22 protein-coding genes and 1 pseudogene are annotated in these 20,896 nt (G+C 59.4%); 8 read left to right on the plus strand and 15 right to left on the minus strand.

The window, feature by feature from the left end:
* Positions 1-203: 203 nt before the first annotated feature.
* The gene (locus tag ACR0E2_RS12975; RefSeq protein ID WP_152459391.1) at positions 204-854 is read left to right on the plus strand and encodes a peroxiredoxin; all 651 of its coding nucleotides are present in this window, start codon (positions 204-206) and stop codon (positions 852-854) included.
* A 229-nt stretch (positions 855-1,083) separates the two neighbouring features.
* On the opposite strand, the gene ACR0E2_RS12980 is transcribed toward ACR0E2_RS12975, so the two are convergent.
* The 3 genes from ACR0E2_RS12980 to ACR0E2_RS12990 all read right to left on the minus strand — a co-directional run bounded on the left by ACR0E2_RS12980 (position 1,084) and on the right by ACR0E2_RS12990 (position 2,709).
* Positions 1,084-1,773, minus strand: coding sequence for an outer membrane protein (locus tag ACR0E2_RS12980; RefSeq protein WP_480446683.1), 690 nt, complete (start codon positions 1,771-1,773; stop codon positions 1,084-1,086).
* Between the two features lie 139 nt (positions 1,774-1,912).
* Positions 1,913-2,413 carry a helix-turn-helix transcriptional regulator gene (locus ACR0E2_RS12985; RefSeq protein ID WP_224858283.1) on the minus strand — a complete coding sequence of 167 codons (501 nt, stop codon included), beginning with the start codon at positions 2,411-2,413 and terminating at the stop codon, positions 1,913-1,915.
* Positions 2,414-2,436: 23 nt separating this feature from the next.
* Entirely contained in the window at positions 2,437-2,709 is a 273-nt protein-coding gene (locus tag ACR0E2_RS12990) for a PepSY domain-containing protein (protein WP_171233448.1), read from the minus strand.
* 235 nt (positions 2,710-2,944) lie between these two features.
* Between ACR0E2_RS12990 and ACR0E2_RS12995 the strand changes: the two genes are divergently transcribed.
* Entirely contained in the window at positions 2,945-3,580 is a 636-nt protein-coding gene (locus tag ACR0E2_RS12995; protein ID WP_480446684.1) for a DUF1326 domain-containing protein, read from the plus strand.
* Positions 3,581-3,794: 214 nt separating this feature from the next.
* Here the strand turns inward: ACR0E2_RS12995 and ACR0E2_RS13000 are convergent.
* Positions 3,795-4,595 (minus strand): annotated as a pseudogene (locus tag ACR0E2_RS13000) (Hint domain-containing protein); the annotation flags it as partial.
* A 175-nt stretch (positions 4,596-4,770) separates the two neighbouring features.
* Positions 4,771-6,921 (minus strand): polyribonucleotide nucleotidyltransferase, encoded by a 2,151-nt coding sequence (pnp, locus tag ACR0E2_RS13005; RefSeq protein WP_152459385.1) that lies wholly within the window; start codon positions 6,919-6,921, stop codon positions 4,771-4,773.
* Between the two features lie 482 nt (positions 6,922-7,403).
* Between pnp and ACR0E2_RS13010 the strand changes: the two genes are divergently transcribed.
* Together ACR0E2_RS13010 and ACR0E2_RS13015 are read left to right on the plus strand one after the other, a co-directional pair.
* Positions 7,404-9,005, plus strand: a complete 1,602-nt coding sequence (locus ACR0E2_RS13010) for a BCCT family transporter (protein WP_152459384.1) — start codon at positions 7,404-7,406, stop codon at positions 9,003-9,005.
* 344 nt (positions 9,006-9,349) lie between these two features.
* Positions 9,350-10,102, plus strand: a complete 753-nt coding sequence (locus ACR0E2_RS13015) for a class I SAM-dependent methyltransferase (RefSeq protein ID WP_480446685.1) — start codon at positions 9,350-9,352, stop codon at positions 10,100-10,102.
* Positions 10,103-10,264: 162 nt separating this feature from the next.
* Here ACR0E2_RS13015 and rpsO read toward each other — a convergent pair whose 3' ends face one another.
* The 6 genes from rpsO to rbfA form a co-directional block, all read right to left on the minus strand.
* Positions 10,265-10,534, minus strand: coding sequence for a 30S ribosomal protein S15 (rpsO, locus tag ACR0E2_RS13020; protein ID WP_152459381.1), 270 nt, complete (start codon positions 10,532-10,534; stop codon positions 10,265-10,267).
* Positions 10,535-10,677: 143 nt separating this feature from the next.
* Positions 10,678-11,691 carry a calcium-binding protein gene (locus ACR0E2_RS13025; protein WP_480446686.1) on the minus strand — a complete coding sequence of 338 codons (1,014 nt, stop codon included), beginning with the start codon at positions 11,689-11,691 and terminating at the stop codon, positions 10,678-10,680.
* Positions 11,692-11,785: 94 nt separating this feature from the next.
* Positions 11,786-12,289 (minus strand): DUF1643 domain-containing protein, encoded by a 504-nt coding sequence (locus ACR0E2_RS13030; protein ID WP_171640088.1) that lies wholly within the window; start codon positions 12,287-12,289, stop codon positions 11,786-11,788.
* Positions 12,290-12,310: 21 nt separating this feature from the next.
* Positions 12,311-13,216, minus strand: a complete 906-nt coding sequence (truB, locus tag ACR0E2_RS13035; protein WP_171640085.1) for a tRNA pseudouridine(55) synthase TruB — start codon at positions 13,214-13,216, stop codon at positions 12,311-12,313.
* Positions 13,217-13,276: 60 nt separating this feature from the next.
* Positions 13,277-14,014, minus strand: coding sequence for a phosphodiester glycosidase family protein (locus tag ACR0E2_RS13040; RefSeq protein WP_480446687.1), 738 nt, complete (start codon positions 14,012-14,014; stop codon positions 13,277-13,279).
* Positions 14,011-14,406 (minus strand): 30S ribosome-binding factor RbfA, encoded by a 396-nt coding sequence (gene rbfA, locus ACR0E2_RS13045; RefSeq protein ID WP_152459376.1) that lies wholly within the window; start codon positions 14,404-14,406, stop codon positions 14,011-14,013. Before rbfA ends, ACR0E2_RS13040 begins: the two co-directional genes overlap by 4 nt.
* 91 nt (positions 14,407-14,497) lie before the next feature.
* Here rbfA and dapB point away from each other — a divergent pair, with 91 nt between their 5' ends.
* Both dapB and ACR0E2_RS13055 read left to right on the plus strand, forming a co-directional pair.
* On the plus strand, positions 14,498-15,307 hold the full coding sequence (gene dapB / locus ACR0E2_RS13050; RefSeq protein ID WP_480446688.1) for a 4-hydroxy-tetrahydrodipicolinate reductase: 810 nt from the start codon (positions 14,498-14,500) through the stop codon (positions 15,305-15,307).
* An 84-nt stretch (positions 15,308-15,391) separates the two neighbouring features.
* Positions 15,392-16,030: a DUF2306 domain-containing protein gene (locus tag ACR0E2_RS13055; RefSeq protein WP_480446689.1), complete on the plus strand. Its 639-nt coding sequence runs from the start codon at positions 15,392-15,394 to the stop codon at positions 16,028-16,030.
* Here ACR0E2_RS13055 and ACR0E2_RS13060 read toward each other — a convergent pair.
* The 3 genes from ACR0E2_RS13060 to tmpA are packed head-to-tail and all read right to left on the minus strand — an operon-like array spanning position 16,017 to position 18,405.
* A complete protein-coding gene (locus tag ACR0E2_RS13060) occupies positions 16,017-16,685 on the minus strand; it encodes an ureidoglycolate lyase (protein ID WP_480446690.1) in 669 nt (222 codons plus the stop codon). The genes ACR0E2_RS13055 and ACR0E2_RS13060 overlap by 14 nt on opposite strands.
* A complete protein-coding gene (gene tmpB / locus ACR0E2_RS13065; protein WP_171233459.1) occupies positions 16,682-17,272 on the minus strand; it encodes a (R)-1-hydroxy-2-trimethylaminoethylphosphonate oxygenase in 591 nt (196 codons plus the stop codon). Before tmpB ends, ACR0E2_RS13060 begins: the two co-directional genes overlap by 4 nt.
* On the minus strand, positions 17,269-18,405 hold the full coding sequence (gene tmpA, locus ACR0E2_RS13070; protein WP_480446691.1) for a 2-trimethylaminoethylphosphonate dioxygenase: 1,137 nt from the start codon (positions 18,403-18,405) through the stop codon (positions 17,269-17,271). Before tmpA ends, tmpB begins: the two co-directional genes overlap by 4 nt.
* Before the next feature lie 99 nt (positions 18,406-18,504).
* On the opposite strand from tmpA, the gene ACR0E2_RS13075 reads away from it, so the two are divergent.
* Positions 18,505-19,359, plus strand: a complete 855-nt coding sequence (locus ACR0E2_RS13075; protein WP_480446692.1) for a LysR family transcriptional regulator — start codon at positions 18,505-18,507, stop codon at positions 19,357-19,359.
* Positions 19,360-19,363: 4 nt separating this feature from the next.
* Here ACR0E2_RS13075 and ACR0E2_RS13080 read toward each other — a convergent pair whose 3' ends face one another.
* Complete coding sequence (locus ACR0E2_RS13080; protein WP_171330384.1) at positions 19,364-19,546, minus strand: DUF1674 domain-containing protein; 183 nt, start codon at positions 19,544-19,546, stop codon at positions 19,364-19,366.
* Positions 19,547-19,634: 88 nt separating this feature from the next.
* On the opposite strand from ACR0E2_RS13080, the gene ACR0E2_RS13085 reads away from it, so the two are divergent.
* Positions 19,635-20,894, plus strand: coding sequence for an RsmB/NOP family class I SAM-dependent RNA methyltransferase (locus ACR0E2_RS13085; RefSeq protein WP_480446693.1), 1,260 nt, complete (start codon positions 19,635-19,637; stop codon positions 20,892-20,894).
* The last annotated feature ends 2 nt before the right edge of the window (positions 20,895-20,896 follow it).

Genomic DNA, 20,896 nt, shown 5'->3' on the forward strand with positions numbered 1-20,896 from the left:
CCTGAAGGTCTGCCTGAAACCGGCTGTTCGGGGCCACTCTGTCACCCATGTACAGGCTGAGCAATAGTGAATTTGATCAAATTATTTTCGGGCAATGCCCACGAAATCCGTATCGCCAAGCGCGATGGGCGGTTTAACCTGCACATAAAGTGATTAGGTTCCAAACAACCGATTCAGGTTTTTCACAGAGAAGGAGATGCCCCATGGGTTTGCGTATCAACGACACCGTTCCGAATTTCACGGCAGAAACGGATCAGGGCACCATTCAGTTTCACGACTGGATTGGCGACAGCTGGGCCATTCTGTTCTCGCACCCAAAGGATTTCACACCTGTTTGCACCACCGAGTTTTCGGCCGTTGCGCAGTTGAATGACGAATGGGCCGCGCGCAACACCAAGGTGATCGGCGTATCGGTCGATGGCGTCGAAGACCACAAAAAGTGGAAGAAGGACATTGAGGAATACGGCAAGGCCAACCCCGGCTTTCCGATCATCGCCGATGACGGTCTGGCTGTGTCCAAGGCTTTCGACATGCTGCCGGCCGAAGCATATCTGCCCGATGGCCGTACACCGGCTGACAGTGCCACGGTGCGTTCGGTCTTTATCATCGGCCCGGACAAGCAGCTGAAGCTGTCGATGACGTACCCGATGACCGTGGGCCGGAACTTTGCCGAAATCTTGCGCGCGCTTGATGGGTTGCAGATGTCGGCCAAGGGGGTTGCGACGCCTGCCAACTGGGTGCCGGGCGAAGACGTGATCATCCCGCCAACCGTGTCGAACGAAGACGCCAAGGCCAAGTTTGGCGAGTTCGAAACGATCTTCCCCTATCTGCGCAAGACCAAAGCGCCGTCGTAAGCCGGTTGCCGGGTCAGGGGGGCTGTCTGCCCCCCCATCGTGCCCGCTGGCACGATTCCCCCCGAGGATATTTTTTCGCCAGATGAAGCAGGCGGTTGTTGCAGATCGGGCAACCACCGGCATATCCAGCGCGTACTGCATTTTTCGGGGTTTTCCGGGTGCCCCCGCGCCTGAGGCGCGAGGGCAAAGAGGGGCAGGAAACCGGAGAGAAACCTGACACCCGAAGCAATCAGAAATTATGGCGAAGTCCGAAATTGATGCTGAAAGTACCCAGATCGTCCTCTACGCTGCCGGTCAAAGCTCCGTTGGGGGCCAGGCGCTGCGACGAAACATCAAAGGCACGGGCGTAACGGGCATCAACGGTGAACGCTGTCGACGCGTTGATGTCATATGCCACGCCGGCGATCAGCTGGGCGGCCAAGGTGGTGTCGGAGCCGTCCAGCGCCACACCCGGCCCGTAAGAAAAATCCAGATCCGAATAGGTGGCCCCCACGCCAAACCCGGCAAACGGTGTCAGCGCGCCGGCCTGTTTGAAATCGAACAGCAGATTGGCAAATAACGAGGTCTGCGTGACGTCGCCCGAGATATTGCCCTCGGGCCCCGGACCATTGCCGGTAAAGTTCACACCATCCACGTCACTGTCGCGATAAGACAGTTCCAGCTCGATCCGCGTTCCGATGATGTCGTTGGACCATTGCGGGATTTCCTTGCCTATCGCGAGGCCCAGTCCGAAACCTGCGTCGAATTCGGTATCGACCGATTGCGTCGCGCCACCGATCGTCCCGGTGAAATCGCTGTCCTGTAGCTGGCTGTAGCCGATGAAGCCGTGAAAATAGGTGCCGTCGCCCAGGCTCTGCGCGGCAAGCGCCGTTGCGCTGATCGCCAGAGCCGAAGAGGCGAGAATGAGGCGCGTGAACATAACCATCTCCAGTGTTCCAAAGTCCGCATGCCATGGATGTGGACGAGGCTTGCCCAAAAAGAAAGGCGCCGGGCCTTCACTTCGTTTCACAGGTTTTTAGGAATGTGTGAGTGAATAAACACGAGGCTCTGGCACTGTTTCAGGGCACATCCCTGACCAACGGTTCTGACAGGAGTTCGTCGACAAAGAAACTGAGCAACTGCACCCTGCTGGAAACGCCCGCCTTTCGATAGACCGCAGCGCTTTGGGCCTTGATCGTCCCTTCTTTCGTCTGTCGCATTCCGGCGATTTCCGCGATGGAAAGACCCTTGATCGTCAGCATGGCGACGTCACGCTCAGCATCACTGAGCTGCCACTCGCTGAACTGGGTTTCGATGACCTGGGCAAAGGCCCCTTGCGCCACTTGCAGTTGCCGCTGCATGTCGCGCACCCGTCTGGACTGGGAACGGATCAGGGCGATCGTGGCGCTCAGGCCGCCGACAAGCGCCAGCGACAGAAACAGCTCGAACGAATGAAGGTGACGAAACCCTGCGCCATCGCCGCCCGTCCAATCCAGCAGCGCATCCGTCATGAAAAAGGCGGCGCAGAGGGCCTGCACCACCAGAAGGAGCCAGAGCAAAGACGTTTGAGGTACTTTCATGCGGCCCCTTGGACGTTGCAGGTTCAGTCGTCGTCCTCTTCGAGCTCGATGGCTGTCACCACCCCGTCCGTGTCAGACAGAACCAGTTCAGTTTCCACGCCATCCTTGGTGAGTTCAACCTCGATCTTCCCGCCTTCGAATTCGATCTCTTCGATCTGGTACCCCTGGGCTTCAAGGGCCGCGCGGATATCGGCTTCGCTTGTGCCCAGTTTGTCGCCCAGTCCGACATTGGCCAAAGCAAGAACCGGTGCGGTTGCGATCAATCCCGTCAGTGTCAGCAGTTTCAAGGTTTCCATATCGCATCTCCTTTTTGCGTTGTGGCGATGCGGTCGAACTGGGGATGGCAGCGGACACCTGCGATTGGTTTTTGGTTGAAACAGGGCGAATGGAACCAAGGTTTATGCCATTTGCGGCCGTTTGCGCGCGTCAGGTTCAGATTGCAATCAAGTTGTGATAGTTTGTTTTGCGGAAACATACGGGCATGTAACCAACGATGTCGGGCTTTCTGACTGTCCTGAACAGGAGAAAACCATGGCTTTTACAGATTGGTACGTCGAGGGAGAAAGCTTCGGAAACTGCAACTGCGGCTATGCCTGCCCCTGCCAGTTCGAGGAATTGCCGACGCATGGCGATTGCCGCGGCTTCGAGGTGCTTGAAATATCCACCGGATATTTTGGCGAAACGGATCTGAGTGGAACCAAGGCTGCGTTGATCTATGCATGGCCCGGGCCAATATTCGAGGGTGGCGGCGAAATGCAGGTGATCGTCGACCCCGCGGCCTCACCGGCGCAGCGCGATGCGCTGGAAAAAGTCTTTCACGGCGAAGAAACCGAAGAGATGGCAACCCATTGGTACGTGTTCCGGGCCATGTGTGAGACGGTGCACGACACGCTGTACCTGCCGATCGAGCTTGAGATGGATATCGAAGGACGAACGGCCAGTGTTACTGTTGGCGACGTTCTAAAGTCGACCGGGCGCCCGATTCAGGCCCCGCATGGTGGCGGCGAACACCGCGTACGCATCGATATTCCCGGCGGGATCGAATTCACCATTGCCGAGATCGGCAGCGCCTCGACCCGAGCCGATGCGGCGATCAAACTGGACCTGAAAGACAGCTACGGCCAGTGGCACCTGTTGAAACATGGCCCCGGTGGTGTCGCGCACTGACCTGCGGTCAGGCGGCTTTTGCGGATTCATTGGGGCGGATCTTCCAGCCCGGAACCGCCAGATCCGCCGACAGCACCCGGACTTCGAAGGGTTTGAGGACCGGCAATGCGGTCGAACCGTAGCTGCCTTCACCATTGGCCAGTTCCGGGAACAGTTCGAACAGCTCGCTTCGGGTGGCGGGCGCCATTGCCCCAAGGCTGGTGTCGCCGGGGTAAAAGGACTCGGACCAGAGTCCTTCGACATTCACCAACTCATGCTGATCAAAGAGGATATGAATGTACTGCACCCCATGTGCGGGCGTTTCCTGAACGATGGTACGCCCATTGATCAGCCCCTTTGCGGGGGCCAGCATCGCCGGCTCGCAATGCATAAGCTCCATCATGGTCGAGGTCACGGCAATCCGGTGCTGTGGGGAAATGACGAGATCGCGGCTTGGGCTGTTAGGCCCGAAACAGCCCGCCTTGATCCGTACAGGGGACAGATGCGTGTTTCGCCGCAACTCAGCCGCGGACAACCGGCGCTTGCCGATCCAGCGGACCGGGCGTGCATGGCCTCCGGCGGTGATGACCGGGTCGCCGGGCTCCAGCGCCTCGACCCGGCGCAGCCCAGTCGGTGTCTGGATCAGAGATCCTGTGGTGAAACACACGAAAGAAGGCAAAGTGTCATACGCGGATGGCGGCGCGGTGCCGGCAAAACTGGTGTCTGAAATCGTGTCATTCAGTTCGGCCTGACCCGAAGTGACTATGATGTAACGCGGGTTTGAAAACTGGATCAGGATGAACGTGACCGGCGCGCCATCGACCGTGCCTGTGTAGTTTTCGAACGTGCTGAAATTCTGGGTCGAGCCGGAAAAGCCGGGAAGAGACCCAAGGTCAAGTTGCGAGCTGCCATCCGGGTCGGGATCTTGCAGCAGGGCGTCATTATCCGTGACGTCGACCGAATACGCAGCAGTAATATCAACACTGCGGTTGCTGAACGGGTCTGCGCTGATTTCGTAAACAGTAATCGATGCCACGGTCGAACAGCTTCCTTGAAAACGGCAATATCCCCCTTAAGGTTGAGCTAATACACGCAATAAGTGTTAATAATTGATTTACCAAAGTTGCGGCGCAGTTAACCGTCCTGCTGCCGCGCAAACAAAAAGGCCCCGGATGAAACCGGGGCCTTCCGCTGTGGGTCAGAGGGGCAGATTACTCTGCGTTTTCCTCTTTCTTTTCTTTCTTTTCCGGAACGATCTCTTCGCCGGTTTCCTGATCGACGACTTTCATCGACAGGCGCACCTTGCCGCGATCGTCAAAGCCCAGCAGTTTGACTTTGACTTCCTGACCTTCTTTCAGAACATCCGACGGATGGTTCAGGCGGCGGTTTTCGATCTGCGACACGTGGACCAGACCGTCACGCTTGCCAAAGAAGTTCACGAAGGCGCCGAAATCGACGATCTTGACGACTTTGCCGGTGTAGATCTGACCTTCTTCAGGTTCTGCCACGATCGAATGGATCATGTCATAGGCCTTCTTGATCGACTCACCATCGGGCGAGGCGATCTTGATCACGCCATCGTCGTTGATGTCGACCTTGGCACCCGAAACCTCGACGATCTCGCGGATGACCTTGCCGCCCGAGCCGATCACTTCGCGGATCTTGTCCGTCGGGATGTTCATGGTCTCGATGCGCGGGGCGTGGACCGAGAAATCGTTGGTCTCGGACAGGGCTTTGCCCATCTCGCCCAGAATGTGCATCCGGCCTTCCTTGGCCTGTGCCAGGGCGGTTTCCATGATCTGCGGCGTGATACCGGCAACCTTGATGTCCATCTGGAGCGAGGTGATGCCGTTTTCGGTGCCCGCAACCTTGAAGTCCATGTCGCCGAGGTGGTCTTCGTCACCCAGGATGTCGGTCAGAACAGCGTATTCACCGTCATCTTCCAGGATCAGACCCATGGCCACACCGGCAACCGGCGCTTTCAGCGGAACACCCGCATCCATCATCGACAGCGAACCGCCGCAGACAGAGGCCATCGAGGACGAGCCGTTGGATTCTGTGATCTCCGACACCACGCGGATGGTGTAGGGGAAATCGGTCGGCGCAGGCAGAACCGCCTGAAGCGCGCGCCATGCCAGTTTGCCGTGGCCGATCTCGCGACGGCCGGGCGAACCAACGCGGCCAACTTCACCCACCGAATACGGGGGGAAGTTGTAGTGCAGCAGGAAGTTCGATTTGAAATTGCCGTGCAGCGCGTCGATGAATTGCTCATCGTCGCCGGTGCCCAGCGTGGTCACGGCCAGCGCCTGTGTTTCACCGCGGGTGAACAGGGCAGAACCGTGGGTCCGGGGCAGAATCGAGGTTTCCGCAACGATCGAGCGGACATCGGTGGTCGAACGACCGTCGATCCGCTTGCCGCCCCTGACGACGTCGCCGCGCAGAATGCCGGCTTCCAGCTTTTTCATCGCGGAACCGAGGTTGCCGTCTTCCAGCTGCTCTTCGGTCAGCGCCTCTTTGATCGCTTCGCGGGCGGCGGCAACAGCGGCGGTGCGCTCTTGCTTGTCGGTGATCGCGAAGGCGGCGCGCATCTGCTCTTCACCGGCGGCTTTAACTGCGGCATAAAGCTCGGAATAATCCGGCGCCTGGAAGTCAAACGGCTCTTTCGCGGCTTCTTCCGCCAGCGAGATGATCAGGTCGATGACCGGTTGGATCTGCTCATGCGCAAAGTTCACCGCACCCAGCATTTCCGCTTCGGACAGTTCGTACGCTTCCGATTCCACCATCATCACGGCGTCTTTGGTGCCGGCCACAACCAGGTCCAGACGCTGTTCGGGGTTCAGGCGCAGGTCCTGCATGTCGTCCACGGTTGGGTTCAGGACATATTCACCGTCGGTGTATCCCACGCGGCAGCCCGCGATCGGGCCCATGAACGGTGCGCCCGAGATGGTCAGAGCAGCCGAAGCAGCAATCATCGCAACGATGTCGGGATCGTTGACCAGATCGTGGCTCAGCACGGTACACATCACCAGGACTTCGTTTTTGAAGCCGTCAACGAACAACGGACGGATCGGACGGTCGATCAGACGCGCGGTCAGCGTTTCTTTCTCGGTCGGGCGCGCTTCGCGCTTGAAGAAGCCACCCGGAACCTTGCCGGCGGCATAGTATTTCTCTTGGTAATGCACGGTCAGCGGGAAAAAGTCCTGACCGGGCTTCTGTTCCTTGGCGAAGGTCACGTTGGCCATGACGCTGGTTTCGCCCAGGGTGGCAATCACGCTGCCGTCAGCCTGACGGGCAACCTTGCCGGTTTCCAGTGTAAGCGTTTCCTCGCCCCACTGCATCGATTTCTTCGTTACATCAAACATATGCGTATCCTAGATGGGAGCACTCCCGCCCCTGCGGGTCTCCCGTTTTGCGTGGCGGCCCCATTGCCGCCGACCCCAATTTATCTTCCATTCGAGTGCCGGGGTCAGGGCACAACGTCTCAGATACCGCGCGCATACATGAGAATGCGTTGGAAGGAAAGCGAAACTGCATCGGATGGCCGTTTCATGCCGGGACTGGCTTGTGCTGCCACCGGGCGCAAAAGATTCAAGCACGAACAACGATCAACTTATCAGGTTGCTGTTGGTTCTTCAGGTCCGGGGTTACGGGAACCCGGAACAACATGTAGCGCTAACATATCCGCAATCGAATGCATTTTGTAAAAATATGAAGGCAGTATAAGCTCTTATCACTAAGCCTGCGGTCGAAATGACGGAAACGCGCCAAGGGGGTTAACTAACTCATTCCCGTCCGCCGACCGAATACCTTGGCGTTTGCAGACAGCGAACAGAAGGGCAATCGAATGGCACAAACAAAGAAGATGCTGGATCCGGACCCCCGGATTTACGACTTCGAAACGGAATATGAACTGGGGCAGGATAACGTCCGGCCGTTTGGCTTGGACATTCACAACCCGGTCTTTCTGATCTCGAGTATCATGATCTTTGCGTTCGTTCTGATCGCATTGGCCAACCAAGAGGCCGCAGCTACGTTTTTCGGCTGGCTCCGGCCTTGGCTGACCAGCACGTTCGATTGGTTTCTGGTCCTTTCGGTAGATGCAATTACCCTGTTTTGCCTCGTTCTGATCATCCTGCCAGTCGGCAGTGTGCGGATCGGCGGCAAGGACGCCAAGCCTGATTATTCCTACGCCGGATGGATTGCGATGATGTTCGCCGCCGGTATTGGTATCGGTCTTTTGTTTTTCGGAGTGATGGAGCCGGTCTACTACAACTTTGCCGAAGACGGGAATGCGCGCCCACTGGGTATCGATATCGCTGTTCCGGGCAATGAGTATATCGGCGTTGTTGGAACCATTCACCATTGGGGGCTGGAAGGCTGGGCGGTTTACGCCGCAGTCGGCCTGAGCCTGGCGATTTTCAGCTACAATCTGAACCTGCCCCTGACTTTGCGTTCGGCCTTCTATCCAATTCTGGGTGAACGGGTCTGGGGCTGGTGGGGCCATATCATCGACACGTTGGCGGTTTTTGCCACGTTGTTCGGTCTGACCACATCGCTTGGCCTGGGGGCTCAGCAGGTTGCCGCTGGCCTTTACGAGGTTTTTGGCATCGAACCCAGCCCCACCGTCGTGGTTCTGCTGATCATTGGCATTACGTTGATCGCGCTGGGCTCGGTTTTGCTGGGCATGGATGCGGGCGTCAAACGGCTGAGTGAGATCAATATGATCATGGCCGTGGGGCTGTTCCTTTTCGTCATCGCTGTAACAGGCATAGGCACCGCCATCGCGCGGTACTTCAACGTGATGACTGATTACGTGCTGCACCTGCCCGCGCTGTCGAACCCGTTCGGACGAGAAGACACCAGCTATTTCCACGGTTGGACGACCTTCTACTGGGCGTGGTGGATCGCATGGTCACCGTTTGTTGGCATGTTCATTGCCCGCATTTCAAAGGGCCGTACGGTGCGCGAGTTCGTAATCTGTGCGCTGCTGGCGCCAACAGCCGTCTGCGCCCTGTGGATGTCGACCTTCGGTGGCGCAGCCATCGACATGCTGAACGCAGGCGGAGCAGAAGGTGTGCGCGCGACCGTGATCGACAGCTACGCCCCCGAGGGAGCGCTGTTCGGTTTCCTGAAGGAGCTGCCGCTGTACGGCATCGTAGCCCCGATCGCCCTAGTCCTGATCGTGATCTTCTTCGTCACCTCGTCTGATTCCGGATCTTTGGTGATCGACACGATCACCGCAGGCGGCAAGATGGACGCACCCGTGGTTCAGCGCGTGTTCTGGTGCACTTTGGAAGGCCTGGTTGCCATCGCATTGCTGTTGGGAGGCGGTCTTTCCGCATTGCAGGGCGCGGCGGTTTCAACCGGCATCCCCTTTACGCTGGTGGTTCTGATAATGTGCTACTGCCTGTGGCTGGCGTTGAAATCAGAAAAGGCGAAAATGTAGAGCCGAAGATTTTTTCCATGAACGAGACGCCCGCCGATTGGTGGGCGTCTTCCGTTTTGTGGAGCCTGCATAAAGTGAAGAGATCTGCGCGGTGTCTTGACCGGAATTTTACACCCGTCAGCGCGAAGAAAACCGCACGGGCCGGGCTCTGCGCTTGATGCCGGATGCCGAACACCCGGGGGCAGGATGTAAGCAAAGCAGGGAAGCTGCCAACTTTACGCTGGCCGGGAAACTTGCCCGCTTTGCCGCATGTTCCGGAATATTGCTATTGCGTTGACATTGAATCCTCAGAATAGGACGTTCACGCGAAGAAAACCGCTTTGGACCACCCTTCGGAGGAATGATTGTCAATTGTTGATGTCCTGGCTGCGCGCCTGATCGAAGATGTCAAATCCAATGACCTGTCAGGTAGCTTTCTGATGCTTGGGCGGCAGGATTGGATCGGTGCGCGCCGATCTACGTCCGCCGCATTGTTCAGGGAAACCTTGCAGAAATACCTGCCCGGAGTGGTCGAAGCTGACCTTTGCAACCCGGATGATGGATATTCGGAAACGTTCTTTCGGAAACTTGGTTTCTCGGAAGTGGATTCGCTGGATTTTTCGGATTTCGAAGGTGCGAGCATCGTTCAGGATCTCGCGGGAGATTTGCCTGAAAACCTGGTTGGTCGGTTTGACGTTATCTATGATGGTGGAACATGCGAGCACGTGTTCGACTTGCCGACCGCCTACCGGAACATCGACAAGATGCTGAAGCCCGGCGGTGTGTTCATCGCACATTCGCCATCGAACAACTGGATCAATCACGGCTTCTATCAGATTTGCCCAGAGATCGTGTACGGCTTTTGGGTCAACGCCATGAACTATGAGGCTCTGAAATGTGTGTGGCAGCCATTGAGGCCATATGCCGCCCGTGACGTGGTGAAGATGACGGATCCCAACAAGACAAAGAAACGTCCGCGACCGCTGGGAACTTTTGGTCCGGGATTGCCTGTTCTTCTGGATTATGTGGTTCGAAAACCTGTTGCCGGCACCAAGACAAGTGCAAGTGTGTCGCAAAGTGACTATGCCACGCGCTGGGAAAACACGCAGAGAGCCTAAAACAAAGTGCCGCAACGGGCATTCCCTGACAGCCACGGAATGTTCAGCTGCTCTGGCAAGTTAAGGGGGATGTATCGCTTGCGGTGGGTCCAACGGAAAACGCCCGCCGGTTGGCGGGCGTTGAACCGGAAAACCCGGTTTCAGGTCATTTGCAAAAAGCGCTTAGCGGCGGATGCCCAGCTTTTTGATCAGGTCCTGATAACGTGCTTCTTCTTTGCCTTTCAGATAGTCCAGCAGCTTGCGGCGCTGGGCAACCATCTTCAGCAGACCGCGACGACCGTGGTTGTCTTTCTTGTGGGTCTTGAAGTGCTCGGTCAAAGTGGTGATGCGCGAGGTCAGGATGGCAACCTGTACTTCAGGCGAACCGGTGTCGCCCTCTTTGGTTGCGAATTCCTTCATGACGCGTGCTTTTTCTTCAGCAGTGATCGACATCGGGGTCTCCTTCAAAGGTTAGAGTTGATGGCGCAGGCCGGGATGTCGTCCAGCACAGGCCCATGGAGAAAACCGCACCGATTCCGATGCGGATGGGCGCGTATAAGCGCATTTTCACCAAATGGCAAAGGGAATTTGCGGGCTCAGACCATCTGCCCGTACTGGGCCAGTTGCGCTTCGGTGATCAATTGAATGTCGGCCACCGTCATGCCTTGGGCCCCGTATACCTGCGCCACTTCCTGACCGTTGATCATGACCCGGGTCAGATTGGCGTTTTCAGCGTCGGGTTCCACCTCAATCTCCGGGTCGGCCTCATCCTCCCAGGTGACAAGCAGCTTGTCCTCACCGGGTTGGAATCCCATGACGGTCACGTCTTCGTCACCCGGGCTCAGCACGATGTCATCAGCGCCCTGCCCACCGTTAACCACATCCCCGCCGCCTGCCACAATGGTGTCGTCACCGGCGCCGCCATTCAGGAAGTCCTTTTCGGCTGCGCCTTCTTCGATGCCAAAGACAAAGTCATCGCCGTCGCCGCCAAAGACCGTATCTTCACCTGCGCCACCGTTCAGGGAATCGTCTCCGAACCCGCCCTGCAACGCGTCATCATCGGCCCCGCCCGTCAGAGTATCGTCGCCCTGACCGCCATAAAGTTCGTCTTCGCCTTCGCCGCCATCCAGGGTGTCGTCCCCGAAATGGCCGAACAGGGCGTCGTCCCCCTGATTGCCGAACAGAAAGTCGTCATCCGCCTTTCCGTGCAGAACATCATCACCCTGACCGCCCGAAATCGTGTCCGTACCTTCGCCCCCGTGCAGAACGTCATCGCCCTTGCCGCCGTCGATGGTATCATCGCCGCCAAACCCGTTGATCTGGTCGACACCGTCCTGCCCGGTGATCTGGTCAGGGCCATCGCTGCCGGCAATCACGAGGTCTCCTTCGAATTCAGAGATTACGGTGCCAGTGGACTGGGTTTCGATGTCGGGATTCACCGGGTCCTCGACGTTTTCGCCAATCTCAAGAAACTCTCCGGTGTCGGGTTCCGTTTCCGGGGCCTCGTTGGGCCCGTCCTCTGAAACGTCCTCGTCTTCGATCAGCATGTCGCTCATCGCGTATGCGGCACCGCCGATGGCGGCGAGTCCGATCAATCCGGCCAGAAACATGACACCTCTCCGATCGCAGAATGCTCCGAGGGTGAACATCCCACGCAATCGGCGGTCGGGTCAAAGCCAAGTTATTGAAATGGTTAATACTTTATCACCATTGCTCGGGCTGTTGGCTGTAGGCGATATAAAGCGGGTGCTTGGGGTGGCCGTCTTTGGTCAAGCCCAGATGGAACAGCGGCTGGCCGGTCCGGCGCAACAGGGTCTCCACCGCCGGGCCCCGATCCAGATGCGCACCATGGGTGCCCCAGGCGGCGATGACCTGATCGGCCCACCGAACACCTTCCAGAATGGCGGCGTCATTTTCCGGGCCCACCGGGTCGGAAGCAGCGCGCATCTTGCGCGGATCGGTGTCGCGCCAGGCAAAGATGTTGGTCACCTGAAACGCGCCGAACCCCAGCGCCCGGGCACGACGTTCGCAGCGTTCAACCGTCGGGTCGTTCTGCACTTCGGTCGCGGTAGACGGGTTCAACATGACAAACAGCGCCTTGCGCCCTGCCGGGTCCCACACGCGGGTCAGGCTATAGCGGTATTTCTCGCAGTCGGAATAGATGGCGGTCGAGGGCGCATCGCCCTTGGTGTGCGTTCGGGTGATCATGCCTTTCGCCTAACACGTGGTTCAGGCGGCGAACACCCGGCTGGGATGCAATTCGCCCGATTTGTAAACCCCCACGGCCACGGCCTTGCCATCCAGCGAGGCCCATGCCTCGTCGCCGTATTCAACATCCGAGGCCAACACCATGCCCGGGTTGCCGTTGCGCAGGCGGGTTGCGCCTTCGGGGGTGCATTTGAGCTCTGGCAGGTCGGACAGGCCGGCTTCCAGCGGGTGCAGATAGTCGTCCAGCGCCGTGGTCTTTGCCATTTCGTCGATCTGTTCGATGCTCAACCCGTCTTCTGCCTCGAACGGTCCGGACCAGATCCGGCGCAGTTTCCGGACGTGGCCGCGGCATCCCAGCGCTTCACCCAGATCGCGGGCGATCGAGCGGACATAACCGCCTTTGCCGCAGGTCATCTCCAACACCACGTGATCCGGGTCGGGGCGGTCGACAAGGATCAGTTCCTCGACCCAAAGAGGCCGGGCTGTCAGTTCCACGTCTTCGCCGTCGCGGGCCAGTTTATAGGCGCGCTGGCCGTCGATTTTCACGGCGGAAAACTTGGGCGGAACCTGCATGATGTCGCCTAGAAACGGGGTCAACGCCCGCTTGATGTCTTCGTCTGACGGGCGGGCATCGCTTTCGGCAATCACTTCGCCCTCGGCATCGTCAGTGTTGGTGGCCTGGCCCAAACGGACAGTGAAGGTGTAAGCTTTCAGAGCATCCGTGATGTAGGGAACGGTTTTGGTCGCCTCACCCAGGGCCACGGCCAGAACGCCGGTCGCTTCGGGGTCAAGCGTGCCCGCATGGCCCGCCTTTTTGGCATCCATCGCCCAGCGCACCTTGTTGACCACAGCGGTCGACGTCATGCCCGCGGGTTTGTCCACCACCAGCCAGCCGGAAATGTCGCGACCCTTGCGTTTGCGTCCCATATAGCACCTTCAATCTTGCTGAGGCGCGCGACCTAGCGGATTGCCATCGTCCTGTCAATTTCAAGGTGCGTCTTCGACCACACCCACGATCGGCCCCAGCGAAAACCCGACATCGGACCGATTGTTCGCGCGGTCATACATGCGAGAGATATTGCCGTCGAAGAACAGCGCATTCGGAGTTTCCAGCAAGTCCCGGAACAGGCGACCGAATTCGTGGAATGTGACGTAATCTTCGGAAATCGCAAACACCGCCCGGGTGCCATCGGCGCTGGTGCCCACCCCGTTGCGCACATAGTGCGAGGTCGAATCGGGTAGGAACCGGGGATGCAACGCGCCATTGATCACCAGCATCGGGCCGGATTGGCTGGCGAACCGGCAGTCGGGGGACTGGTCGATGAAATCCAGCGTCTCGAACACGTCAGCGCGGCCCTCGCGGATGCAGAACACGCCGTTGGGCAGCAGGCCGAAATTGCCGGGGCCGGGGTTGGAGATCACCCGCATGACCTCTTTGCCGTTCTCGACATAATGGCCGACGGGCGACCGGTCATCGTGGTACATGCCCGCGTTCATGGCAAAGGCCAGACGCTTGCCGCCGGGGGCCAGCGCCTCGTTCACCGACGAGAAATGCCCCAGCAGATCCCCGTTTTCGTCGTTGAGAAACAGGCGCAGGTCTTCGTTTTCCGCGTCGACTTCGCAGACGGTATAGCGCTTGTCGTCATGGGTCAGCTTTTCACAAGTGACCGCAGAGGCTTGCGCGGCCCAGACAACCGCGCCCAATGTGACGAATGCCCGGATCACTCGTCCAGATCGCGGCGCACCGCGTCCTGTTCGAACATGCGGCGGGTGTCGTCCAGACGGTCAAACGTGTCATCAAGACGGAACCGAAGATCGGGCGAGAATTTCAGGCCGACCTTTTTGCCGACCATGCGCCGCAGTTCACTCTTGTTGCGGGCGAGCAGATCGATCACGTCCTCCTGCCCTTTGCCGCCCAAGGGCAGCACATAGGCGGTGGCGATTTTCAGATCTGGCGAGGTGCGTACCTCACCTACGGTGATCGACATGCGGTTCAGGTCGGGGTCGTGGACATCTCCGCGCGCCAGAACCTCGGACAGGGTGCGGCGGATCAGTTCGCCGACGCGCAGCTGTCGTTGGGACGGGCCGGGGCCATCGTGGAATTTGTTCTTTGCCATAATCCCCGATCTAAGCGCAAACCGGGGCTTTGCCAAGCGGGCGCGAACGGGGTAGGAGGCTTTGAGCAGTTTGCAGCAAGGGAATACCGCCATGACCCATATTCCGGGTATCGTCATCACAGGGGCTTCGGGCCGTATGGGGCAGATGCTGATCAAGACCGTAACCGACAGTGATCAGGCACGTCTGGTCGGCGTGGTCGAGCGCACGGGGCATGAATGGGTCGGTCAGGATGTGGGCGAAGCCATGGGTGGCCAGGCGCTGGGCGTCAAAGTTACCGATGACCCGTTGGAAGCTTTTGCGCAGGCACAGGCGGTGATCGACTTTACCGCGCCCGAGGCGACGCTGGACTTTGCCGCTTTGGCCGCACAGGCGCGTTGCGTGCATGTGATCGGCACGACCGGCATGACGGATGAGCAGATCGCCGCGCTGGAACCGGCCTCGCGCCACGCGGTGATCGTGCGGGCAGGGAACATGAGCCTTGGCGTCAACCTGCTGGTGCAACTGACCAAGAAAGTCGCGGCTGCACTGGATGAGGATTTTGATATCGAAATCATCGAAGGGCATCACCATCACAAGGTGGACGCACCATCCGGCACCGCGCTGATGCTGGGCGAGGCCGCCGCCGAAGGGCGTGGCGTCAAACTGTCGGATGTGGCCGACCGGGGGCGGGATGGCATCACCGGTGCGCGCAAGCGTGGTGACATTGGCTTCCACGCCATTCGCGGTGGCGACATCGTTGGTGAACATGACGTCCTGTTCGCCGCGCCCGGCGAGCGCATCGTTCTGCGCCATCTGGCCAGCGACCGCGCGATTTTTGCCCGCGGCGCGCTGAAGGCGGCGCTGTGGGGGCAGGGGAAGGCACCCGGCCAATATGACATGGTGGATGTGCTGGGGTTGTGAGCCATAGACGAAGCGGTCGCCGACGCTAAGCTTTGATTCATGAGGATTCGGCGCTCTGGACTGGCAACCGGCATTTTGCTTGCGGTGTTTTACCTGACACTGTTGCCATTCGTTGCGCATGGCGTTGGAATGATCGGCAAAGGCCTGTCGCAGGACGCCGCCCGGCACAGCTATTTGTTCGCTGATGGTGAGAATGTCGGTAATGCCGCGATGTTGGTGCACATTCTGGCAGGTACTTTTCTGGTTGCACTCGTTCCCCTTCAACTGTTGAAGGGGCTGCGGCTCAGGTACAATCGATTTCACCGCATGATGGGAGCCTGTCTGGTGGCGCTGGCATGGATCACCGGGCTGGCGGGCATGATCTATATTCCCCTGCGCGGAACCATCGGAGGGCCGCTGATGTCTGCCTCCTTTTTGCTGTACGGGCTGTGTCTTTTCACGGCTGCGCTGATGGTGGCGCGCAGGGCTTTGGAAGGGGATCGCGCAGGCCATTGGGCATGGGGATTGCGGCTGTTCTGGCTGGCGTTGGGGTCGTGGCTTTACCGCGTGCATTACACACTTTGGTATCTGCTGACCGGCGGGTGGGGGTCAGAGCCCGATTTCTCGGGCCCTTTTGATCTGGTGCAGAATTTCGCGTTCTTTGTGCCTTATCTGCTGGCCGTGCAGATCTGGATTGCACGCCGGCGCCCGAGGCATCAGGGGGCGTTGGTCACAAATCCCTGACTTTGTCCGCCCGCAGCGGGCAGGCCAGATAAACGCCGAACTCTTTGCCGATATCGGCGCTGACCCGCGCGTGGACCCGGCCCTGACGATCCAGAAAACGTTGGTTGTCCTCGACCGGGAAAATCCCCTCGTGCCAGATGCCGGGATGGATATAGAGCCCCTTTGACCCGTCACACCAGAACGCTACCACCTTGTCCGGGGTCAGATTGTCGCCAGGCAGGGCCGCGGGCACGATGAAGGGCTTGTTGTCCAGCGGCCAGAACATCTGACCGCCATCGGGGTGATAGTTCATATGCCACAGCAACACCTGATTCCGCGGGGCCGTTTGTCGGTCGGTTTGCGCCTGCTGAGGGTCGGCGGACCAACCCAGCACGTAATGGCCTTTGACCGCCTCGTTCTCACCGTAAAGCACGTCACCCTGCCAATCGCATTTGAACGTGCCTTCAACCCAGCCGCCTTCGTCACCCGTGCCGTCGTCAATCGGTCGCCAGCCCTGCTGCGGCCAGCGTACGATCTCGATTTCAAAGGTCTCGGGGTCGTCGACCAAACAGCCGTACCCCCTGACCGTGCTGTCCGTCGCCCGGATCAGGGGAACCTCGTGCCACGGCAGGGATGGCTTGGAACTGGCCTCGAAGATGTACTCGGGTGCGGTCATGATGCCCCCAGGTGTTTGTCGACCATGCGCTGCACCATCGGTGCGAAATGGGCGAAATCCGGCGTCTCCATATCCGCCCGTTTGCCGGCCTCATCCAGATACCGGACCTGAATGATCTCTTTCAGGTTAGGATTGGATTCGAAGGCGGCGACTTCTTCGGCGCTCATCGGGCCGCCTTGCAGTTTCAAGGTATGGACCGAGGCGGCAGAGAGGCGGTTGAAATATTCGGGCTTGGTGGCGCAGAGATACCGTTTGGCGGCCACGTGATAGCGGCAGCAATCGGTGATGACCGAAGGGAAGAACTGTTCCAGCACCTCAGCACCCGCATCTTCGTGGTGGCGATCTTCGGTATCATCGGGGTGGTAGGTCCCGAACTCGGATGTGAAATGGCCGATATCATGCAACAAGGCGCCGACGATGATCTCTTCAGGCTGGCCGTTCTGTTCGGCGATGGTGGCGCCTTGCAGCATGTGTTGGGCCATGGTGACGGGTTCTCCAAGATATTCCTCACCGCCGCGGCGTTCGAAGATATCTCCGATGAAGGCGACGATATTGTCCCGGTTCAGGGTCGAGAAATCGGGTTTCATTCCGCTGCCTCCGGCTGCATCATCTCCATCGCCGCCAGTGTGGACAGCAACCCGTCCTTGTCGGCATAGCATCCCTGCAACCAGCGCGAACCGGCACCGGAATAGCCCAGCCGTGCATGCAGGACACGGGTGTTGTCGACGATGAAGCTTTCGCCCGGCTCCAGTTTGAACGACACGCCCATGGCCGGGTCGTCGATGATCTCGCCCAGTTGGCGGTAAGCCGCGTAATAGGCTTCCATCCTGTCGAAAGGCACGTCCACGAATGGCGCTGAGGAACGGTTGTTGAAGCGAATGCCGACCAGTTCGCCATCCGGCGACAATTCGATCATCGGACGGCGAGACCGCAGGCAGACACCGTCAGACCCCTTGTATTCAAACCGCGCCGGGTAGCCTGCCAGCAGCGCAAAACCATCGGGGTTCTGCGCACGCAGCTTTTCGGCAGCGCGAAAGCCGTCGACCACGATCGAGTCGCCCCCTTCGGCGCTGTTTTCCAGACAATAGAGGATTTGCAGCGTCGGCACAGGGTCGCGATAGGGGTTGTCGGTGTGGGCCTGCAAGCCAAGCCCGGTATAGGCGAGGTTGGTCGGGTTCACTTCCGTCCGAACCTCGAAATAAGGGCCATAATTGGTTTCGCGGACATAGCCGAACAGGCCGGCCACTTTCAAAAGCGATTCTGGTTCGGTTGGCCCGCCCGTCAGCTTGGCAAAGCCGTAACTCGCCACAGACGCCAGCCAGTTGCGTTTGGCCGCAGGGCTGGAATGAACCTCGTTCCAGTCGCCAGAGGGGGCGGCGATCTCGCCTTCCCATGTGATGATGCCGGGGCCGGTGCGGCCCAGCGTGTCGTCCCGTTCGCAATCATAGTTGTGTTCGGCCAGCCATTCGGCCGGGAAGGTAACGGTTTTGTCTTCGGGCTGGAACGTGACCTGAAGGCCGTCCGCGACAACCTCGGCTGAACTGACCGAGATGTCAGCAGGTATATCGCCGATGGTGATCAGTCGCTGGCCGTTGCCCGGGGCGCGGGTTTCCGGGTCCAGCGCGTTGTCGCGCAACCAGATGGCGTGAAAGCGGGCTTGCGTTCCTGTGTCGAACGCGACGGTGACGACCGAAGTGTCATGGGTGGCGGTGCGCAGCATTTGGGGTCTCCTGTTCGGCGCGAGCTTTGGTTGAGCAGATACGCTGTTCATGGCATTACGACAATTAATCCTTATTTCGGCTGAGGCTTGGAAAATCTAATGGCTAAGAAAAAGATCGGGCTACCGCCACTGGACTGGCTGCGTGTGTTCGAGGCCGCCGGGCGTCTTGGTGGGTTCTCGGCGGCAGCCAAAGAGTTCGGGCTGACGCAGGCCGCTGTCAGCCAGCGGATCGGCAACCTCGAAGCCTGGCTGGGCCGATCCTTGTTCGTGCGCAAGGCGCGGGGCGTTTCACTGACGGTCGAAGGTGAAAGCTATCTGCCTTTGGTGCAGGACAGCCTTCGCGCGCTGGAGCGCAATACCGAGGATCTGTTTGGCAAGTCCCCGCGCGAGCTGCGCGTGGCCGGCTTGTCGTCGAACATCCACGCATTGGTTCTGCCAGCGCTGACCCGGTTTCACGAGATGCAGCCAGGGGTTCGGGTGATGACCGACTCGGTCGCGCGCCGGTCGTCTTTGGACGAAGAACGAACGTGGCTGCAAATCCGATATGGTCGAGGCATCTGGGCCGGGCGTGATGCCGCCCTGATCGCGCCTGAGGTCCTTGCCCCCATGGCACCGCCGGATGTCGACTGGGGCGCCCCATTGATCGACCTGCGCGGAGAACGCCCCGGTTGGAGAGAATGGAGCCAGAAAAACGGCCAGCAGGACCTGCCGCAATCAAAAATCAGCTTTGATTCGATGGAACATGCGATTTCGGCTGCGCGGCGCGGCATGGGTGTGGTTTTGGGATCGGTTCCCTTGGCCCTTGCCGACCTGCAAGAGGGGCGGTTGCGGCGGCTGGATCTACCCGAATTGCACACCAAAGACGGGTACTGGCTGACCTGGCCTGAAGACCGGGCGAAGTCCAGAAAACAGCGTGCCCTGATCGAGGATTTCCTGAATGCGCTGCGTGGTTGACCGTTCAGAAATCGATGGCGATGCCCTTCTTTTCCCAGTCACCGTAACGGGCCGGGTCCGGTCCGTCCCGGCCACCCAGCTCTTTCGGCAATTCCTGGGCCTCGGCTTTGGCTTTGCGGCGGCGTTCTTCCGCTTCGGCCAGGGCGCGCTGCGCGGCGGGGGGCAAGTCTTTGCGGTCGTCACTCATGACATCGGGTTCCTTTCCTTGCGCAGTCTTGATATACGCCCGCGTCCGCCATTGGCAATGCGGGCGCAGGTCACATGAAGGCGGTACCATGTCTAACAGCGCGACAGCAGCCCGGCGCAGCGCAATCTATCTTCTGGATCAGGTTCTGGGCGAAGGTCGCCTGCTGGCCGAGTGTCTGGCGGCGGGTGCAGTGGATCGGTTGGAACCCGAGGATCGCGCGCGTGCCCAGCGACTGGCGTTGGAAACACTGCGTGGGCTGGAACGGGCCGACCGCCTGCTGGCCAACCACCTGAACCGAACACCCGCTCTGACGGTCCACAACGCGCTGAGACTGGGTGCGGTCGAACTTTGCAACGGCGAAGCCGCCCATGGCGTCGTCAATTCCATGGTCGAGATCGTCAGCCGTTCGCGCAAGCATGGTCGCCTCAAGGGGTTGGTGAATGCCGTTCTGCGCAAGGTTGCGGTAGAAGGCCCCGAGGCGTGGCCGAAGATGCGCGTTCCGCGTTTGCCGGACTGGTTGCGTGAACCGCTGATCGCAGCGTGGGGCACGGATGCCGTAACCGGAATCGAGCAGGCACATTTCGCGGGTGCGCCACTGGACCTTACCTTGATACCCGGGGCGGAAGGCCCTTCAGGCGAGATCCTTCCGACCGGGTCGGTGCGGTTGCACGATGCGGGTCAGGTCTCGACCCTGCCGGGGTACAAGGCCGGAGACTGGTGGGTGCAGGATGCGGCAGCCGCATTGCCGGTTCGCATTCTGGCCCCGAAGGCGGGCCAGAAAGTTCTGGATCTGTGTGCGGCGCCGGGTGGGAAAACGATGCAGCTTGCGGCCGCAGGGGCTGATGTCACGGCACTAGACGTGTCGGAATCACGGATGGAACGGGTGCGCGAGAACCTTGCAAGGACCGGCCTTAGGGCGAAGGTCATCGTGGGCGATGCGCTGGAACACGAAGACCGGTACGACGCGATCCTGCTGGACGCGCCGTGCTCGGCCACGGGTACGATTCGCAGGCATCCTGACTTGCCGTTTGCCAAGGACGGTTCGGAATTCGGCTGCCTGATCGAGCTCCAGTCGCGCATGTTGGCCCATGCGTGGGGCTTGCTCAAACCCGGTGGGCGTCTGGTCTATTGCACGTGTTCCCTGCTGCCGGACGAGGGGGAAGTTCAGGTGGAAGAGGCGCTGGACATGTATTCGGACATGAGCGTGGATCGCGACGCGCTGAACGTACCCGGTGTCGAAACGGATTGGATCACCGAGGAAGGCGGCTTGCGATTGCGTCCGGATTATTGGCCGGATCGGGGTGGTATGGACGGGTTCTATATCGCGTGTCTGACCAAATCCGTCTGAAC

This window comes from Ruegeria sp. A4, from assembly GCF_056543025.1.